At 64.5% G+C, this 18,251-nt stretch carries 16 protein-coding genes; 6 read left to right on the top strand and 10 right to left on the bottom strand.

Features of this window, described 5'->3' with window-relative positions; all coding sequences use genetic code 11:
* Nucleotides 1–26 precede the first annotated feature (26 nt).
* Both ACW179_RS11335 and pelA read right to left on the bottom strand, forming a co-directional pair.
* The gene (locus ACW179_RS11335; protein WP_492059620.1) at nt 27–1,589 is read right to left on the bottom strand and encodes a pectate lyase family protein; all 1,563 of its coding nucleotides are present in this window, start codon (nt 1,587–1,589) and stop codon (nt 27–29) included.
* Between the two features lie 130 nt (nt 1,590–1,719).
* Nucleotides 1,720–2,832: a pectate lyase gene (gene pelA, locus ACW179_RS11330; RefSeq protein ID WP_492059619.1), complete on the bottom strand. Its 1,113-nt coding sequence runs from the start codon at nt 2,830–2,832 to the stop codon at nt 1,720–1,722.
* A gap of 577 nt (nt 2,833–3,409) precedes the next feature.
* On the opposite strand from pelA, the gene fsa reads away from it, so the two are divergent.
* Entirely contained in the window at nt 3,410–4,063 is a 654-nt protein-coding gene (gene fsa, locus ACW179_RS11325) for a fructose-6-phosphate aldolase (protein ID WP_492059618.1), read from the top strand.
* Between the two features lie 24 nt (nt 4,064–4,087).
* On the opposite strand, the gene ACW179_RS11320 is transcribed toward fsa, so the two are convergent.
* From ACW179_RS11320 to ACW179_RS11285, 8 genes are all read right to left on the bottom strand, one after another.
* Nucleotides 4,088–5,044: a pectinesterase family protein gene (locus ACW179_RS11320; protein ID WP_492064300.1), complete on the bottom strand. Its 957-nt coding sequence runs from the start codon at nt 5,042–5,044 to the stop codon at nt 4,088–4,090.
* Nucleotides 5,045–5,288: 244 nt separating this feature from the next.
* Nucleotides 5,289–6,269, bottom strand: coding sequence for a sugar phosphate isomerase/epimerase family protein (locus ACW179_RS11315; protein WP_492059617.1), 981 nt, complete (start codon nt 6,267–6,269; stop codon nt 5,289–5,291).
* Nucleotides 6,270–6,303: 34 nt separating this feature from the next.
* Nucleotides 6,304–7,254: a D-ribose ABC transporter substrate-binding protein gene (locus tag ACW179_RS11310; RefSeq protein ID WP_492059616.1), complete on the bottom strand. Its 951-nt coding sequence runs from the start codon at nt 7,252–7,254 to the stop codon at nt 6,304–6,306.
* A gap of 19 nt (nt 7,255–7,273) precedes the next feature.
* Entirely contained in the window at nt 7,274–8,014 is a 741-nt protein-coding gene (locus tag ACW179_RS11305; RefSeq protein ID WP_492059615.1) for a DeoR/GlpR family DNA-binding transcription regulator, read from the bottom strand.
* Nucleotides 8,015–8,115: 101 nt separating this feature from the next.
* Nucleotides 8,116–9,129, bottom strand: a complete 1,014-nt coding sequence (locus ACW179_RS11300; RefSeq protein ID WP_492059614.1) for an ABC transporter permease — start codon at nt 9,127–9,129, stop codon at nt 8,116–8,118.
* A gap of 35 nt (nt 9,130–9,164) precedes the next feature.
* A complete protein-coding gene (locus ACW179_RS11295; RefSeq protein ID WP_492059613.1) occupies nt 9,165–10,688 on the bottom strand; it encodes a sugar ABC transporter ATP-binding protein in 1,524 nt (507 codons plus the stop codon).
* A gap of 20 nt (nt 10,689–10,708) precedes the next feature.
* Nucleotides 10,709–11,472 (bottom strand): IS5 family transposase gene (locus ACW179_RS11290; RefSeq protein ID WP_492059466.1). Its coding sequence is split into 2 segments (ribosomal slippage): nt 10,709–11,134 and nt 11,137–11,472, totalling 762 coding nucleotides; the frame shifts between segments, so codons are not numbered across the junction.
* 69 nt (nt 11,473–11,541) lie between these two features.
* Nucleotides 11,542–12,156 carry a DUF2291 family protein gene (locus ACW179_RS11285; protein WP_492059612.1) on the bottom strand — a complete coding sequence of 205 codons (615 nt, stop codon included), beginning with the start codon at nt 12,154–12,156 and terminating at the stop codon, nt 11,542–11,544.
* 460 nt (nt 12,157–12,616) lie between these two features.
* On the opposite strand from ACW179_RS11285, the gene ACW179_RS11280 reads away from it, so the two are divergent.
* The 5 genes from ACW179_RS11280 to ACW179_RS11260 are packed head-to-tail and all read left to right on the top strand — an operon-like array spanning nt 12,617 to nt 18,220.
* The gene (locus tag ACW179_RS11280; protein ID WP_492059611.1) at nt 12,617–13,459 is read left to right on the top strand and encodes a transketolase; all 843 of its coding nucleotides are present in this window, start codon (nt 12,617–12,619) and stop codon (nt 13,457–13,459) included.
* Nucleotides 13,456–14,415 (top strand): transketolase family protein, encoded by a 960-nt coding sequence (locus ACW179_RS11275; protein ID WP_492059610.1) that lies wholly within the window; start codon nt 13,456–13,458, stop codon nt 14,413–14,415. The genes ACW179_RS11280 and ACW179_RS11275 overlap by 4 nt, the downstream gene beginning before the upstream one ends.
* Nucleotides 14,412–15,872, top strand: coding sequence for an FGGY-family carbohydrate kinase (locus tag ACW179_RS11270; RefSeq protein ID WP_492059609.1), 1,461 nt, complete (start codon nt 14,412–14,414; stop codon nt 15,870–15,872). Before ACW179_RS11275 ends, ACW179_RS11270 begins: the two co-directional genes overlap by 4 nt.
* A gap of 54 nt (nt 15,873–15,926) precedes the next feature.
* The gene (tkt, locus tag ACW179_RS11265) at nt 15,927–17,888 is read left to right on the top strand and encodes a transketolase (protein WP_492059608.1); all 1,962 of its coding nucleotides are present in this window, start codon (nt 15,927–15,929) and stop codon (nt 17,886–17,888) included.
* Nucleotides 17,885–18,220 (top strand): winged helix-turn-helix domain-containing protein, encoded by a 336-nt coding sequence (locus ACW179_RS11260; RefSeq protein ID WP_492059607.1) that lies wholly within the window; start codon nt 17,885–17,887, stop codon nt 18,218–18,220. Before tkt ends, ACW179_RS11260 begins: the two co-directional genes overlap by 4 nt.
* Nucleotides 18,221–18,251 lie beyond the last annotated feature (31 nt).

Here is an 18,251-nt window from a genome sequence, read left to right as displayed (position 1 = left end):
GCACCGGCGGCTCGAGCCCCCCGCGCTCAACGAGCGCCGGCCCCTGAGCGCACCGTCGCTTCCAGGCCCTCCGTAGGTTCGGCTGTGTAGGCATAAGGGGGCACGAATGATTTGCCCCGGCTGAAAAAGCCTGCGACGCCGGTGACGCCCTCGTGCTCCAGGATCGCGATCGGTCCCACGACGCAGTCCGATGCGCAGACGTCTTCGATGGATTCCAGGATGCTGTTTTCGTTCCCACGCGCGAAATTGAAAACCGTCGAGGTATCGGCACCGAGCTTCTCGGACGTCCAGTACCAGGATGGCCCGCGGAAATTGGCATAGACATTCCGCTCTGACCGGATGTTCGCATCAACCCCTGGCCGCACCGCATAGTAGGAACGGGTCAGATCATCCGCGCCGGCGTCGGCGAAGTTGTTGAAACTGTGCACCTGGCCAAAGCGAACGCGCGGCATTCGCTCGTTCACCAGTTCAGCAAAATAGTTGTGGTGCAGCGTCACTTTCATGCGACCGGCGCTCTCACTGGCCCTGTCGCTTGCACCGATGTTTACCCCGGCATGTTCATGCGCGAACAAGGTATGCCGGAAGACATTCCACGACAGTGTCACATAACTGGACGTGCCTGACAGCAGAACAAGATCTGGACGGCCGTCGACAAAGGTATTGTGGTCAAGCCAGACATTCTCGACATCGTGAAGCACGGTGTTGGTTTGGTGCGCCCCCCGAACACTCACCAGCGTCAGGTTCTTGATGATGACATTGCGTGAACCCGTAAGAACCAGCGCGCCTTTCGCGCCGCTGATTTCGGCGCCCTCCAGCCCGATGATCGTCTTGTTGGAGCCGATAGCCAGAGTGCCGCTCAGCTTCCCACGCACGTGGACGACCCTGGGGGCGTCCCCAGCCGCCTGCAGCAGCAGGTCTTCCATCGTCGCGACGGTCACCGGTAATGCGTTTCCGCCACCCGTTACGCCTTTGCCCTGGGTGACCCATCCAACCGGAGCCGCGCTCAGATAGCTGAAGTCGGTCGGACCGCTTCCTGCGGCGACAGGCTGCTTCTTGCCGCAGTCTCCGGGGGCGGGACCGGGTCCAGTCACGGTCATCGAATCTATGTTGGGCAGGCCACCGTCTGTGGTCGCGCGCAGAACCAGGGCGTTGACGCCGGGCTTCAACTCAACATCGAAGGCCTCAGACAGCCAAGTCGTCCAGGCCCCTGTCGGCGCCAGGGGCGCGCCCAGGGGTGAGCTGCCATCGTTCACGAAGAGCGCGCCCGGACGCGCCATCTTGGCGCCGTTGGCATAGCTGATGGCGATCCTGTACTTGCCTCCAGCAGGCGACTGGACGCTCCAGGTGACCCGCGCAGCGCGACTATTGGGAGGATTGATGTAGCCGGCGCCCGTATGGCTGTCATTTCGCTTCTCGAACATGACGGGGTTGCAAACCCCCGGCTCCAGCTCCTCCAGAGTTATGCTGGATATCGCCGCAGGCTTGCCACGCGCCGCTCCGGCGGGATTCAAACCCAGGGCGCTTGCGTATGATGTCGTCATCATCGACAGGGCGAGAAGCCAGCCCAGCTTGGAGCAAGAGTGAGTCATGGCGCGGCCGCTCGGCCTCCGATGGGGGTGAGATTGCAAGGCGCAGCAGACCGTTGGGCGCCCGCACGGTATTGGCCGCCGGACGGCGAACCAAGCGCTCCAGGGTACGCCGTCCGTCAGCAGCCGGACGCTAAGAACGGGCGGTGCGCTTCTTCCATTCAGGATAGGTCTTGCTCAGCAAGGTCGACGGCCAGGTTCCGTAGTAGCCATATCCATTGCGTCGCTCCGGTTCGATTTCGGCGAAGCTGTAGTGATAGACAGAGCTACGACCCAGGAACAAAGGGCGATCACTGATGAACTCGTAGAACCGCGCCCAGACAGGTTGAGCGGTGGCATCGGCGACCACTCTCTTGTCCGGCTGCCCGTCGACATTGGTGAAGGATTCAATCCGCGTGCCCTTGATGGCGACTGAGCGCAACCAGTCCGTCCCACCTTCGATCGCCGCGATGATCTGCGGGCTGGGCTGCTCAATGCTCATGAGAAAACTAAGTATTCCGACGGTCTCATTGCCAGACAGCGAGGGCGGCTCATAGGCGCGGGCCCAGGCCGGTTGCGCGGTCTTGGCGTCATACTGCGCGCACCATCCGGTCAGCTTGCCGTTTTGCCGGACCTGGCTGCGCAGGATGAAGGCGACGCCCCGCTCGACCGCCGCCGCAGCGCGCGCCCTGGTCTGGGGGGCGACAAAGCCATAGGAACCTTTGCCGGAGGCCGTATCGCGCAGAACGATCAGCACGCGAACCATGGCGTCGTCATTAAAGGTCACATGGGAATAGTAGCCCTCCCTGAGCGGGTAGAACTGCGGCCACCCCCCATTCGGATACTGGGCTTCAAAAAGGTAGTCCAGGCCACGACCAAAGGCCTGCTTGTACCGACTGTCATCCGTGGCTGTGATGACCTGCGCGAGGTATGCCATCGGCAGGGTCGTCGCATCATTGTCGATGGAATTTGCTCGCCCGCGCCCGGGCGGCGGCACATCTTCGGGCGTCTTGGGCGGGATCGCCAGGTCGGTGCTCTTGGGCCAGCCGCCTTGAGGGGACTGGTAAAGCAGCACACTGTCAGCGACCGACCGCGCCTGGGCCGAACCGAACCACGCTGCATCGCGCCGAACGATAGCGGTGTTCCATTGGACTGGCGCCTCAGCGGCCTTGACCTCTCCAGCAAAGAGACTGAGGCCAAGGATCGCGACCGACAGGCGAGCCACTGCACGTGAGGACAGCCAAGCCTGTTTCTCCAGGATTCGCATGTGGGGACCTCATCATCAATTGGGGCCTAGCGCCACGAGCGGCAACTATCGAAAATCTATGTTTTTTTCTCTTTATTTAGCATTGCATTGGAAAATTTTGCTGTCAATCATCACCCTGGCTTTCCAGAGGGAGACCACGCCTGAGCTAGCCTGGGCCAGAGCGCTGACCATTTACTCCCGCAGGCTTGAGGCAGCAGAGGTGGCCAGACCGGTAGCCGTCCGAGCGGGAGCCTACGAGCTCGCTAGTTACCGCCGATGCGCACATTCCGACCCGACTTTCGTTTATGATCGAATAGCTATATTTTCGAAGCTATTCGAAAGTTTGAGATTGTGGCCACCCCCTCTGCCGGTTACGGTGCCATCGCCCTTATCGAACCAGAGGACAACTCAGGTGGCTTCCGAAGCGGCCAACGGGACGGGGCAAAAGCGGCGTCATGGAATTGAAGCCTCGCCGCACCTTGCAACTAGGTCGCGCGCTACATGCCAGAGCCCTGGCGGGTATGCGCGCATAGTCGTCACCAGCTTCTGATCTCAGCGGCGCGCCAGCGCCGACCGACCCAACACGTGAGTCTCGATCATGCGGATCTTCCTCGACAGCACCGACACCAAGATCATCGCCGACCTGGCCTCCACGGGCCTCGTGGATGGGGTGACGACCAACCCGACCCTGATCGCCAAGTCGGGTCGTCCGATGCTGGAAGTGATCGCCGAGATCTGCGGCATCGTCCCTGGCCCGATCAGCGCCGAGGTGGCCGCCACCACGGCTGAGGCCATGATCGCCGAAGGCAAGGCGCTGGCGGCCATCGCGCCCAATGTGGTGGTGAAGATCCCGCTCACCCGTGATGGCCTGATCGCTTGCGCCGCCTTCGCCGACGAGGACATCAAGACCAACGTCACGCTTTGCTTTTCGCCGACACAGGCCCTCTTGGCCGCCAATGCCGGGGCTACCTATGTATCGCCCTTCGTGGGCCGGCTGGACGACTACGGCTTCGACGGCATGGAGCTGATCCGCGACATCCGCACGATCTACGGCAATTACGGGTTCGAGACGGCGATCCTGGCCGCGTCCGTGCGCCATGTCGCGCACGCCAGGGACGCGGCGATTGCCGGGGCCGACTGCATGACCATCCCGCCAGCGGTCTTTTCCGATCTCTACAAGCACCCCCTGACCGACAAGGGTCTGGAGCAGTTCCTGAAAGACTGGGCCTCGACGGGCCAGTCGATCCTCTAGCACGCCCCACCTCGCTCGCGTGGGCTAAGGGTGCCAACCATCCGCGCCAGCCAGAAAGGGCTTCAGAGCCCAGGCCTTGGCCTGTTGGTCGGTCAACTGGCGGGTGCGCGGCTCTCGGGTCGAGGGGCTCGCGCCGGGGCCTCTCGATGCATATTCAGCAAAGGTAGCTGTTGAGAGGGTATCGGTTTTTCCGGGAGTCCATTCGCGCCAACCGGCCGGCTGAACCGGCGCATCGATCTGCGTGCGCATGAACACGACCGTGGCATAGGGTCGCCAGGCGCGACCGAGCCAGATGAACTGGGCGTCGGGGGCGGCCGTGATCTGGCAGCGATCAAAGACATAGGCGCTGTCCTGATCAGGCCTGACCTTGCTTTGGGCTGTCAGCATCGCTTGGGAATGCGCCAGGACGTGGATCCTGCAACGGTCAAAGAAAGCCTTGGCGTCGCCAAAAATGAAGTCGACATGACCCTCAATGTAGCAGTTTTTGAAGTACTGCCGGCTGGGCTTGTCTTTCTTGCTCGCCGCAAAAAGCGTGTCTTGAGCGCCGAGCAGGCGCACCCGTTCGAGCACCGCGCGGTCGGCGGTGATGGCCAGGGCCACAGCCTGGGAGGGGCGCGGGTCCCGCAGATGAAAGTCGTTCTGGATTGTGAGGTTTTCAGCCAGAAAGCCGTCGCCTGAGACGTCCATCGTGGACGATTTACGGGTTCCCCCAACCATGATCGCGCCATCGCTCCAGACGATGACCACGTCCTCAGGCTGTCGCCCCCTGCCGATCAGGCGAACGTTAGGTTTGGATATGGTGACCTTCTCCCGGTACTCACCAGGCGCAAGTTCGATGGTCCCGCCTTCGGCGGGCAAGGCCTCAATCGCCGCCGTCAGGGTCGGGTAGTCAGCCTTTGGACCGACCTGAAGGGTCGCGGCCAGTGCTGAAGACGTTAGGCTCGCCGCAAACAGCAGGAAAAGGCAAAGTCGCAGAACCATCATCGTCTCGCTCCGGCGCTCATGACGCCCGTTTGCGGCTCGCCTTTGGGCCGGGCTGCACGCCAACGCGAGGCCGGGGTCAAACTGACCGCCAGCGAACTCCCGAGGTGCGCAGCGTCCAGGCCGTCCAGGCCATTCATAGAGACTTCGAAGACGCCTTGCCGCGCTAGCAGGCAGAGGATCGAGGCCCAATCCCCCCGCCGCGCGGCGGGTCAATCCGGGCGGGCGGGGAGACGGGCTCATCTCAGTAGGACGAGAAAAGGGCCGCGCGAGCCAGGCGTTGAGCCTCCAGGGCGTCCTGGCGATCCTGAGCCGCCTGCATGGCGTCAAAGTCCAGCTTGTCCAGCGCCCGATCAATGACTTTGAGGAAGTCGATGGCGAGCTTGGCGGCGGTGACGCTGTCCTCGCGGAACGGGAACTGATCCAGCTGCCAGACGCCTTCCCACTTGTTCTTGCGCAGGACGTAGAAGAACTCGAACAGCTCCATCGGATGGACCGAGCCGGCGACCATGTCGTCATCCCAAGACCGCAGGTTGTCGTTGACGTCCATGCCGAACAGGCGGCCGTGGTCGATGGCCAACTGAGCCGCGTCGGCCGGCGACTCCCCGCCATAGAGCGAGTGACCAAAGTCGAGCAGGATGCCGATGTTGGGCAGGCCGATCTTCTCGATACCCAGGAGAGTGCGGGCCACCGAGTCGAAGCTCATATGATTGCGCGGCTCGCGCGGTTTGTACTCGATCACGAACTTCAGGTCGGGGTTCTGGCTGGCCAGCTCACCCACGCCGTCCATCGACATCTGCCAGATCTTGCCGTGGTCGACCTGGAACGGATAGTCCCAGCCATCCTGACCCGGCCACAGCTTGACATAATCTGCCCCGAAGTGACGGACGACCCTGGCTGCGTCGTTGCACATCTCGTTAGCCAGGCGACGCACGCCCGGATCGGGATTGGTAAAGGCCCCCTTGGAAAACTGCCGGGTGTAGATCTCGGGCGTGATGCCGATGACCCCGAGATTGTTGCGCTTGAGCGCGACCTCGACCTCATCCAGGGACAAATTGGGATCGACGAACGGATAGTTCAGATCGACGACCGACAGGTCGCCGACCTGACCGGCCTTGTCGATGGCCTCGATCAGGCTGACGGGCGGGCCGTAGCCATCGGTGGCGTAGCGGTCGACATAGGTGGCGAAGTGCCAGATGCCGGCTCCAAACCGCAACTTGCTCATGCTCGAAGACTCCTGGAAAGACGCGACGCGACGCTCAGCGACGCGCGAGATTGAAATTGTTGAGGCGGTCGGCGTTAGCGGTCGTGATCAGGAAGCAGTCCATCAACTGCTTTTCGGGTTGGCCGGTCCGCCCGGTCTTGAGGTATCGATCCGCCAGTTCGACGGCGTACTGGGCCTGGCGGTAGGCCGGCTGCAAGACGGTGGCCTTCAGCTTGCCAGCCAGGATCGCGTCGCGGGCGTCATTGGAGCCGTCGAAACCGACCACGACCACATCGGCGCGCCCGGCCCCTTCCAGAGCCGCCACAGCGCCCATGGCCATGGTGTCGTTGCCGGCGATGACGCCCTTGATCTCCGGATGGGCCTGGAGCACGGACTGGACCTTGGCGAAGGCCTCTGACTGGCTCCAGTTGGCGGTCTGGCGCGCGACCATCTTCAGGTCCGGATACTGATCGATGACCTCGTGGAAGCCCTTGGAACGGATCACGGCATTGGTGTCGGACTCTTTGCCCACCAATTCCAGATAGGCACCCGTCTCGCCCATCGCCTGGACAAACGCCTCCGCGCCCAAGGCCGCGCCCTGATAGTTGTTCGAGACGATCTGGGCGGTGGCCAGGCCACGCACATTGATTTCCCGATCAATCAGGAAGACGGGGACACCGGCGGCCTTGGCCTTGGAAATCGCTGCGGCGCTGGCGTCGGCCCCGGCGTTGTCGAGGATGATCGCCGCAGCGTTGCGGGCGATGGCCGTGTCGATCAACTGGCTTTGCTTGAAGGCGTCGTCATCGTGAGAAAACTTCAGAGTCTCATAGCCAAGCGCCTTGGCCTTGGCTTCGGCGCCGAGTGCTTCCTGGCCAAAGAAGGGATTGTCCAGCGAGGGCGTGATGATGACGATCAGGTTGGCGCGCTCCTTGGGCGCCAGCCAGAAGACCGCCAGCGCGATAGCCGCGACCAAGACCAGCAGAACGGAGATATGGCGGCGTTTCATGACACGCTTTCTCTTGGCTTTAGGCGACCAGGACACGGACGCCGCGGCTTTCGAAGCCTCGGCGGTCCTCGTCGCGAAGACCCTGGTCGGTAATCAGGGTGTGGATGAGATCGACAGGCCCCAGCGCGGAAAACGCGGTGCGGCCGATCTTGCTGGAGTCGGCGACCAGGCAGATGCGCGAGGCCGCCGCGACCATGGCGCGTTTGACGTGCAGATCAGCCAGGGACGGATAGGTCAGGCCCGCTTCGAGCGAGACTGCGCCCGTCGCCAGGAAGCCGATCTCTGCGTGGAGGCCCTCCAGAAAGCCGGCCGAGCGTTCGCCGCTGAGCGAGAGGGTCGGTGCCTTGAACTGGCCGCCGGTGACATGGACAGAACAGGACGGCAGGGCGCCCAGCGTCAGGGCAATGTTGAGCGCATTGGTGACGATGGTCAGGTCCTGGCGCTCCAGGAGATTGAGCGCCACCTCGGTCGTCGTTGAGCCGGAATCCAGGATGATAGTCTGGCCGTCCTGGACCAGGCTGGCAGCTAGGCGCCCTATGCGCCGCTTGGCGTCCATATTGACCTGGTGCTGTAAGGCCATGTCGCGGACCTGCTGGGGCATGGAGCGCAGGAAGGCACCGCCGTGTTCGCGCGTGATCTGCCCTTCGATCTCCAGGCGCTCCAGGTCTTGCCGGATGGTGGCCTCGGAGACGGCGAAGGCCTCTGCCAGTTCGCGAACACGCGCGCTGCCCTCCTCCTTCATCCAGGCGAGGATACTCATGCGGCGCGGCTCGGCCAGAAGCCCGCTTCGCCCGCCACCGGTGCGCTGGCGAGCACTGCCTGAGCGAACGACTGCGCGCGCTTTGCCCAGAGCCGAGACCATCAGGCCTTGCCCGACGCGGCCAGCCGTCCCTGGAGCTGGTCCAGACCCACGGCGGCGATAATCACCAGGCCCTTGATGACCATTTGCCAGAACTCGCTGACGCCCATCATCACCAGGCCGTCGCTCAGGACGCCGATGACACAGGCCCCGATCAGCGCTCCGCCGACGCTACCGCGGCCGCCGGAGAGCGATGCGCCGCCAAGTACGACGGCGGCGATGGCCGACAACTCGAAGGTCTCGCCACTGGCGGGGTGGGCGGCGACCAGTTCGGATGAGACGATCAGGCCGACCAGGGCGGCGCAGACACCGGAGACCACATAGACGGCGATCTTGACCCGGTCGACGCGCACGCCTGACAACAGCGCGGCGCGTTCATTGCCGCCGACGGCGAAGACGCGGCGGCCAAACGGGGTGTTCCTGGCCACGAACGCGGCGACGAGCGCCAACGCAGCCATGATCAGGATCGTCAGCGGAATCCCAAGAACCTTGCCGGCACCCAACAGCGGAAAGCCCTCATTGCCCAGATCGGCGCGGCCAGTGAGGTTGGGGAAGGTCGCGCCACCTGACAGGAGCAAGGCGGCGCCTCGCGCAACATAGAGCATGCCCAGGGTCGCAATGAAGGGCGCGATGCGAAAGCGCGCGACCATCAGGCCGTTGAGCCAGCCGGCCCCGGCGCCCAGCGCCAGCACCAGGACAATAACCAGCGGAATACTGGGGTAAACCACCACACCCAAAGGCGCGAGCGTCATGCCGTTCAAGATCAGGGTGCCGGCCACCATACCTCCCAAGCCGGCGATCGAGCCGACGGACAGATCGATGCCGCCGGTCAGGATCACGTAGGTCATGCCGATCGCCAGAATCGCAGTGATCGCGATGTGTTTGAACATGATCAGGAAGTTGGCGGTCGACAGGAAATTGGGGGCCATCACGGAGAAGAAGGCGACGACGACCGCCAGCGCGATCAGCGCCCGCAACTTCAGGACCAGGCCCAGCAGACTGAACCGGGCTTGCACGGAGGCGGCTTGCGCCGCGGGGAGAGGTGTCGCCTTCAACCGGCAAGCTCCATCGATGAAGGGATCAAGGCACCGTTGGAAGCCGCGACCAGCGCGGCCTCACTCGCCTCTTCAAGGGAAAGATCGGCGGTCAGACGTCCGCCGCAGAGCACGATGACACGGTCGGCCACGGCGCGCGCCTCCAGCAGATCGGAGGTCGCAAACACCACGGCCATGCCCTGGCGCGCCAACTGACGCATCGTGTCGAAGACCTCGCCGCGCGCGCCGATGTCGACACCGCGGCTCGGCTCGTCGAGCAACATCACCAGAGGGTCGGTCATCAGTCCGCGACCGATGACCACCTTCTGCTGGTTACCGCCCGACAAGGCTCCGATCGGGGCCTGCGCCGACGGTGCCTTGACCCCGAGGCGGCGCATCATGGCCGCCACCTGATCGCTGGCTTTTCGCGCCGACAGGACGCCGCCATTCGCCAAGGCGCCCAGGTGCGAGGCCAGCAGGTTCCCGTCGACACCCAGGTTATGAAAGAGGCCATCGCGCTGGCGATCCTCCGGCACGAAGCGGATACGCCGGGCGCACCGCTGCCAAAGGCTCATCCGTGAGACGTCCTCGCCCTTGAGTATGACCTGCCCGCTGGCCGGCCGCGCGCCAAACAGCGCTTCGAGACACTCGGTGCGTCCCGACCCCAGAAGCCCATAGAGGGCGGTCACCTCGCCGGCCCGGAAGGCGGCGTTGATGTTTTCGAGCAGGAAGCCGCCACCGGGGCGTGGCACCGACAGGGCTCTGGCCTCAAGCACCACTTCCCCAGCCTGTAACGGCGCGCGTTCGGGGCGTTCACGGGCTTTGTCGCCGAGCATCTGTTCGATGATCCAGCCAATTGAGGCTTGAGCACCCGGGCGGTGAGCGACCCGACGGCCATCGCGCAGGACGGTGATATGGTCGCCGATCCGCATCAGCTCTTCGAGGCGGTGGGAGATGTAGATGATCGCCACGCCGGTCTGTTTGAGTTCGGCGATAACCTGGAACAGCACCTCGACCTCGCTGGTGCTCAGCGCCGAAGTCGGTTCATCCAGAATCAACACCCGCACATCATCGACCAAGGCCTTGGCGATCTCGACGATCTGTTGCTCGCCAATGCGAAGTCCGCCGACGAGCGCGTCCGGATTGATCGTCTCGGCCAGCCGCGCCAGGATCGCCCGCGCACGACGCTGTTCAGCGCGATGATCTCCAATCCAGGGGCCGCGCGTCAGATCCCGCCCCAGGAAGATGTTCTCGGTCACCGTCAGGTTGGGGCAGAGATTGAGTTCTTGAAAAACAATGCCCACGCCGGCATCGGCGGCCTGCGAGATGGAGTTGAAAGCAACGGGACTTCCGTCCAGCAACAGCCGTCCGCTGGTCGGCTGTTCAACGCCTGCGAGGATCTTCATCAGGGTCGACTTTCCAGCCCCGTTCTCGCCGATCAGCACATTGACAGCGCCGGCATGGACCTCGAAGTCCACCTCGCTGAGCGCGCTGACGCCGCCATAGGTCTTTCCGACGCCTTCGGCTTTCAGAACGGGCATGGACTAGGAGCTGTGGACACTTATCGCATCCAGAGTATTGCGGCAGCGAGGTGCAGGACGGCGAGGTAGTTTCTCGCCGTCTTCTCGAAGCGGGTGGCGACACGGCGGAACTGCTTGAGGCGACTGAAGCAGCACTCGACGAGGTGGCGCTGGGCGTAGAGGTGCGGGTCGAGCGTATATTTCTGAGCGCGTGAAGGATTGTTGGGGATGACGGCGACGGCGCCCTTGGCGGTGATCGCCTGACGCAGATGATCTGCATCGTAGGCGGTGTCGGCCATGACGACCTTGGCCGGCAAGCCTTCGATCAACGGACCCGCTTGAGGTGCGTCTCCCCGTTGCCCGGCCGTGAGAATGAACCGGACTGGTTGGCCCAGGCCTCGCACGGCCATGTGGACCTTGGTGCTCAGTCCGCCGCGCGAGCGTCCAAGGGCTTGATCTTCAGACCCCCCTTTTTGGCCCCGCTAGCGTGCTGGTGGGCGCGGACGATGGTGGAGTCTATGATCAGGTATTCGAAGTCTGGATCGCCCGACATCGCCTCGAAGATCCGCCGCCAGACGCCCTTCTGGCTCCAGCGACTGAACCGCCGGAAGGCGCTATTCCAATCGCCGAACACCTCGGGCAGATCGCGCCAGGGCGAGCCCGTCCTCACGATCCACAACACGCCCTCGACGAACATCCGGTTGTCGCGGCCGGTCGAGCCCTTCTGGTCAGGACGCCCGATGATCAGGCCAGACATCCGGTCCCAATCAGCGTCACTCAGCACCAAACGATCCATCACACCCAAGACCGCCTCCCAAAAGACAGTCTTGAATCACGCTTCGCACCCTTCGGGAATCCCTAGAGTCCACAGCTCCTAGAGCCCCGCGCCAAGACGTTCGAGGTTCAACGGCGTGGCGACCAGCGCCTGAGGATCGTCCCCGACCGGCAGGACCGCCACGAACCGCACCCTGTCGCCCACCTGCAGCGCGCGCGCCGCCGGCCCACTTTCCGCTAGGGCGCGCTTGGTCAGGGCCGATCCGACCTCGGCGAAATCGATCTGGTTGGCAAAATCATTAAACGTCACGAAGGGCAGGCTGTCGCGCAGCGCCGTCCCCGAAACCACCGGCCCGACCTGCAGATCGAGCGTCAGGCTGGAGCCGCCGACCGGCTCAACCCGGACCTCAATCCTGCGCGCCCGGCCATCGCTCACGGCAGCGACGCGGCCTTCAGCGGCGACCACATAGACGGGCGCCGCCCCTTCGCCCGGCCGATGCCCAAAGCGCTTGGCGGCTTGGTCGGGGTCGCGACTAACGGCGGCGGCGACGTCTGCGAGCGGCACCTTGACCTTTTCCCAGTAGGGGTCGGCCTGGGTCGCCCAGATCGCATCGACATAGCGATCAGCCTCGAAGGCTGCGGCCAGACGCTCACGGGCGGCTCGGTCAGCGGCGATCGGCACGACCTTGCACGCCGACAGCGCCGGGAGCGCCATGGCGAGCGCCAGGGCGATACGGATAAGCCCGCGTTGAGAACTCGATCCCTGCCTGCCCCGCACGCAACACCCTCCCCGGCACGCCATTTTCTAGCGCTTACTTTCGAATGTTTTCGAAATTCCGCCGGAACCTGTCATGCACCCTTTCGGCTGTCAATCTAGGATGCGAACGGTGGGCGGCGGCAGCCCCACCCCAAGGGGCGCAGCTTAAGATTCTGATTTTGCTCATATTTTCCAGTGCCGAAAACGGCGCACACTCGCCTCATCCTAAATTTTCGAAAGAAATCGTAAGAGAACGACAGAATTCAACGTTGCGTTCAGGAGCGCACACCACTAGCCTTGCGCTCAAGGGAGACTAGGAAGCACCCACGCGATGGCCGTCAGGGCAACCGTGCGCGAAGCCAGCCTCCCAAAGGCATGAGGCGGCGGTAAAGCGACCGTCCTGGAACAAGGTCTATTCATGGTGGAAGCCCCTCTTCGGGCCGGTGAACCGCTGGGCAAACGCATCGCCCACGTTGCCGGGCGCGCGAACTGGATCCGGCGCACGGCGCTAAGAATGATCTATGAGGCCGGCCAGGGTCACCCAGGCGGTGACCTGTCGGCCGCCGACATCCTCGCGGCGCTCTATTTCGATGTCCTGCGCATTGACCCGTCCGCGCCCAACGCCCCTGATCGTGATCGCTTCGTGATGAGCAAGGGCCATTGCACCGGCGCCTTCTACTCGGTTCTGGCCGGAGCTGGATTTTTTTCCGAGTCTGAGCTCGACACCTATCTCAAGCCCCTGTCGCGGCTGAATGGCCACCCCAGCCGCACCTATCTGCCCGGGGTGGAGACCAATACCGGTCCCCTGGGCCACGGCCTGCCGGTTGCAGTCGGTGCGGCCATCGCCGGCCAGATCGACGGTCGAGACTTCCGGACCTTTGTCCTGACGGGCGATGGCGAACTTCAGGAGGGCAGTTGCTGGGAAGCAGCGATGACCGCAGGCCACCGCAAGCTCGTCAACCTGACAGTCATCGTTGACCGCAACCGTCTGCAACAGGGCGCGCCAACCGAGGACACCGTAGCCCTCGAACCCCTGGCTGACAAATGGCGGGCCTTCGGTTTCGAGGTCGTGGAGATCAATGGTCACGACCCGGGCGCGCTTATTCCCGCCCTCGAAGCCAAGGGGGAACGCCCCCGGTGCGTAATCGCCTCGACGGTCAAGGGTAAGGGCGTTTCCTACATGGAAGACCAATCCAGCTGGCACCATGGTTGCCCCAGCGCCGAGCAGTACGCCCAAGCGATGAAGGAGTTGGCCGCGTGAGTGAAGCCGCCAAAACCGAAGGTCTCTTCGATTGTCGCGAAGCCTATGTGGAAACCCTGGAGGCGCTGGCCGCACAAGACGAGCGCATCGTGGCCGTGGTCAATGACAGCGTCGGCTCCAGCAAGCTGGGCAAGTTCCGCAGCCGTTTCCCCAATCGCCTAATCAATGTGGGCATTGCCGAGCAGGCGATGGTCGGAGTCGGCGCAGGCTTGGCCAATGGCGGCAAGATCCCCTTCGTCAGCGGCGCGGCCTGCTTCCTTACCGGTCGGGCCCTCGAACAGATCAAGGCCGATGTCGCCTATTCGCAGGCCAATGTTAAGCTGTGCGGGATCTCCAGCGGCGTAGCCTATGGTGAGCTTGGCCCCACCCACCACTCGATTGAAGACCTCGCCTGGCTGCGGCCCATGGCCAACCTGACCATCATCGTGCCTTCCGACCCCTGGGAAACGGCCGAAGCGATCAAGGCCGCAGCTCAGACCGACGGCCCCATGTTCATTCGGATCAGCCGCATGCCCGTGCCGGCCCTCAAGCGCGAGACGCCACGGTTCGAGATCGGCAAGGCCGAGGTGCTTCGCGCAGGCTCAGACGCGGCGATCATCGCCAATGGCGTCATGGTCCACCGCGCCTTGGCCGCGGCCCAGACGCTGGCGGCCGAAGGCATTCAGGCGCGGGTGGTCAACATGGCCACCCTTAACCCGCTCGATGTCGACGCCATCCTCGACGCGGCCGGCACTGGAGCGGTCGTGACGGTTGAGGAACACTCCGTTCGCGGGGGTCTGGGCGGCGCGGTCGCGGAGGTCCTGTCGACCCTTTCGCCCTGCCCGCTCAAGATCATGGGCTTTCCGGGCTTCCTGCCGACCGGTTCGGCAGAATGGCTTATGGAACACTACAGCCTGACCTCCACGGGCATCGCCGCATCGGTTCGTCAGCTTGTGACCGCGAGCCCTCGCCTGTGAGCCCGAGCACGGTCCTGGCGATCGATCAGGGGACGACGAACACCAAGGCGCTGCTGTTTGGTCTCGACGGCGTCGCGCTGGTCCAGGCCTCCAGGCCCACGACTGTCACCTATCCCGCGCCCGGCTGGGCCGAGCAGTCGGCGGACGACATCTGGACGAGCGTCTGCGAGGTTATCGGCGAGATCCTCGCCGATGGGCGCGCCGTCGATGCGATTGGCCTGTCGAACCAGCGCGAGTCTATCCTGATCTGGGAGGCGGAGACGGGCCAGCCGCTCGGACCTTGCGTGCTGTGGCAGTGCTCGCGCTCGGCCCCGCAGTGCGAAAGCCTCAAGGCCAATGGCTATGAGCCCGACGTCGTCGCGCGCACAGGCCTCACCCTCAATCCGATGTTTTCGGCCGGAAAACTCGCATGGCTTCTGGACCAGATTCCGGACGGCCGGGTGCGCGCCCGCATGGGCAAGATCAAGGCCGGCACAGTCGACAGCTGGCTGCTTTGGAAGCTGACGGGCGGGGCTAATCACGCCACCGACCACAGCAACGCATCGCGTACCCAATTGATGAACCTCGATAGTCTCCAATGGGACCCGGAGATGGCGCGCCTCTTCGATATCCCCCTGGCGATGTTGCCTCAGATCTCACCCTCCGACAGCCATTTTGGGCACACCGCGCCAGGCGTCTGCGCCCTTCCCGGCGGCGTGCCCATTCACGCGATCCTGGGCGACTCTCACGCGGCGCTCTATGGCCATGGCCTGAGCGGGGCCGGCGAGGTCAAGGTCACTTGCGGAACAGGATCGTCAGTGATGACGGTGACGGACGCGCGGATTTGGTCGGCCCATGGTCTTTCGAGCACCATAGCCTGGAGCCAACAAGCCCGCGCATTCCATGCGCTGGAAGGTAATATCTCCGTTTCGGGACTCACCGCCGCCTTCGCCGCAAGGCTGCTGGGCCTTGCGGATGAAGAGGCACTAACGGCCCTGGCCAAGAGCGAGGTCGACAGCGGCGGCGTGGTTTTTGTACCGGCCTTGGCCGGACTGGGCGCGCCCCACTGGAACGACGAAGCGCGCGGCGTCCTGACGGGAATGTCCCTCGGCACGCGACCCGGTCATGTCGCCAGGGCCGCCCTGGAGGCCATGGCCTTACAGATCCATGACGTATTCACCGCCATGAGCGCCGATCTCCACGCTGAAGTTCGCGAACTCAATGTCGATGGCGGGGCCGCACGCAACGACCTCTTTGTGCAACTGCTTTGTGACCTGATTGATCGGCCAGTCCGGCGCGCGGGAGTCACCGAGGTCAGCGCCCTAGGCGCGGCACGCATGGCGGCCAAGGGTCTTGGACAGGACATGGGCGTTCCGCAACAGGACGCTCGCGTGTTTAGACCATCGATGACGCCGAGCGACCGCGAAGCGATCCTGGTCCGTTGGCGACAAGCGTTGCGTCAGGCCATGACTGCTTAGTCCACGGTCTTGTCCCTCCCCTCCCCGTCCGCACACTCCGCGAGGCTCTCAGCCATGCCCGTTTCGCCCATCAAGATGGCCGACGCGATCCGCGTCCTTTCCATGGAAGCGGTCCACAAGGCCAAGTCCGGACACCAGGGTATGCCGATGGGCATGGCCGATGTGGCGACCGTGCTGTGGAGCAAGTTCCTCAAGTTTGACGCCTCAAAGCCCGACTGGGCCGACCGCGACCGCTTCGTGCTGTCGGCCGGCCACGGCTCGATGCTGCTCTACTCCCTGCTTCACCTGACCGGCTACAAGGCCATGACGATGAAGGAGATCGAGAATTTCCGGCAATGGGGCTCGCTGACCCCCGGCCACCCTGAAGTGCACCACACGCCCGGGGTCGAATGCACCACCGGCCCGCTGGGCCAGGGCCTGGCCACCTCGGTCGGCATGGCCATGGCCGAGGCTCACCTGTCGGCCCGGTTCGGCAAGGATCTGGTCGATCACCGCACCTGGGTGATCGCCGGCGATGGCTGCCTGATGGAGGGCGTCAGCCACGAAGCCATCAGCATCGCCGGCCGCCTGAAGCTGTCCAAGCTGACCGTGCTGTTTGACGACAACAACACCACCATCGACGGCGTCGCCACCATCGCCGAGACCGGTGACCAGATCGCGCGCTTCAAGGCCGCCGGCTGGGCGGTCAAGGTCGTCGACGGCCATGACCACGGCAAGATCGCCGCCGCCCTGCGCTGGGCCACCAAGCAGGACCGCCCCTCGATGATCGCGTGCAAGACGCTGATCTCCAAGGGCGCGGGCCCGAAAGAAGGCGACCCCCACAGCCACGGCTATACCCTGTTCGACCCCGAGATCGCCGCTTCGCGCGTCGCCATGGGCTGGGACGCGGCGCCCTTTACCGTGCCCGACGACATCGCCAGGGCCTGGAAGAGCGTGGGCCGTCGCGGCGCGCGGGTCCGCAAGGCCTGGGAAGCCGGCGTCAAGGCCTCGGCCCAGGGCGCGGACTTCACCCGGGCCATGAAGGGCGACCTCCCCGCCGCCGCCTTCGAGGCTGTCGACGCGCACATCGCTTCTGCCGCCGCCGGCAAGCCGGTCAATGCCACGCGGGTGCATTCGGGCTCGGCCCTCGAGCACCTGATCCCGGCCATCCCGGAAATGATCGGCGGCTCGGCCGACCTGACCGGCTCCAACAACACCTTCGTCAAGGGCATGAAGGCGTTCGACGCTCCCGACTATGCCGGTCGCTATGTGCACTATGGCGTGCGCGAGTTCGGCATGGCGGCGGCCATGAACGGGATGGCCCTGCACGGCGGCGTCATTCCCTATTCCGGCACCTTCATGGCCTTTGCGGACTATAGCCGCCCGGCCATCCGCCTGGGGGCCCTGATGGGCGTGCGGGTCATTCACGTGTTGACCCACGACAGCATCGGCCTGGGCGAAGACGGACCGACCCACCAGCCGGTGGAACACCTGGCCAGCCTGCGGGCCATGCCCAACCTGCTGGTCTTCCGGCCGGCCGACGCGGTGGAAGCCGCCGAGTGCTGGAAGCTGGCCCTGGAGCACACTGCCACGCCGTCGATCATGGCCCTGTCGCGCCAGAAGACCCCGGCCGTGCGCACCACCGGCAGCGAAAACCTGTCGGCCAAGGGGGGCTATGAGCTGCTGGCGGCCGAGGGCGGCGAGGCGGCCGTGACAATCTTCGCCACCGGCACCGAGGTCGGGGTGGCTGTGGCCGCCCGCGACCTCCTGCAAGGCCAGGGCAAGCCGACCCGCGTGGTCTCGGTGCCCTGCTGGGAGCTGTTCGACCAGCAGCCGGCCGCCTACCAGGCCCAGGTCATCGGCCGGGCCCCGGTCCGCATCGCCGTCGAAGCCGGCGTGCGCCAGGGCTGGGAGCGCTTCATCGGCGAGACCGGCCAGTTCGTCGGCATGACCGGCTTTGGTGCCTCAGCGCCGTTCGAGCGCCTGTACAAGGAGTTTGGCATTACGGCTGAGGCCGTGGCGGCGATTGGCGCTTGACCGTCGCCCGCCAGCCGTCGGCCTGCGTCGAGGCGCGCGAGGCCGCCCCTTTGAAGGGCTTGTTTGACGGCACCTTTTCCGACTTCGTCGCATCTGGACGGCGTGTAAGGTCGATCCACGGCGCATTGGCGGAACATCTCAGGGCGGCGATCCTCTGCGGCGAGTTTCCCTGCGGCATGAAGCTGCCCACTGAGCGCGCCCTGGCGCAGCGCTACAGCTTGGCGCGGGTGACCGTTCGCGCCGCACTCGCGCGCCTGCAGACCGAGGGCCTTATCTCGAGGCGCACGCGGGTAGGTACGGTCGTTGTGGTCGTGTCCCATCGCGTGGTGTAACTGCGTCGGCGTGATCACCGCGCTCTCCGGC

The organism is Caulobacter sp. AVps18, assembly GCF_058681425.1.
This window is presented reverse-complemented; position numbering and strand designations above follow the sequence as displayed.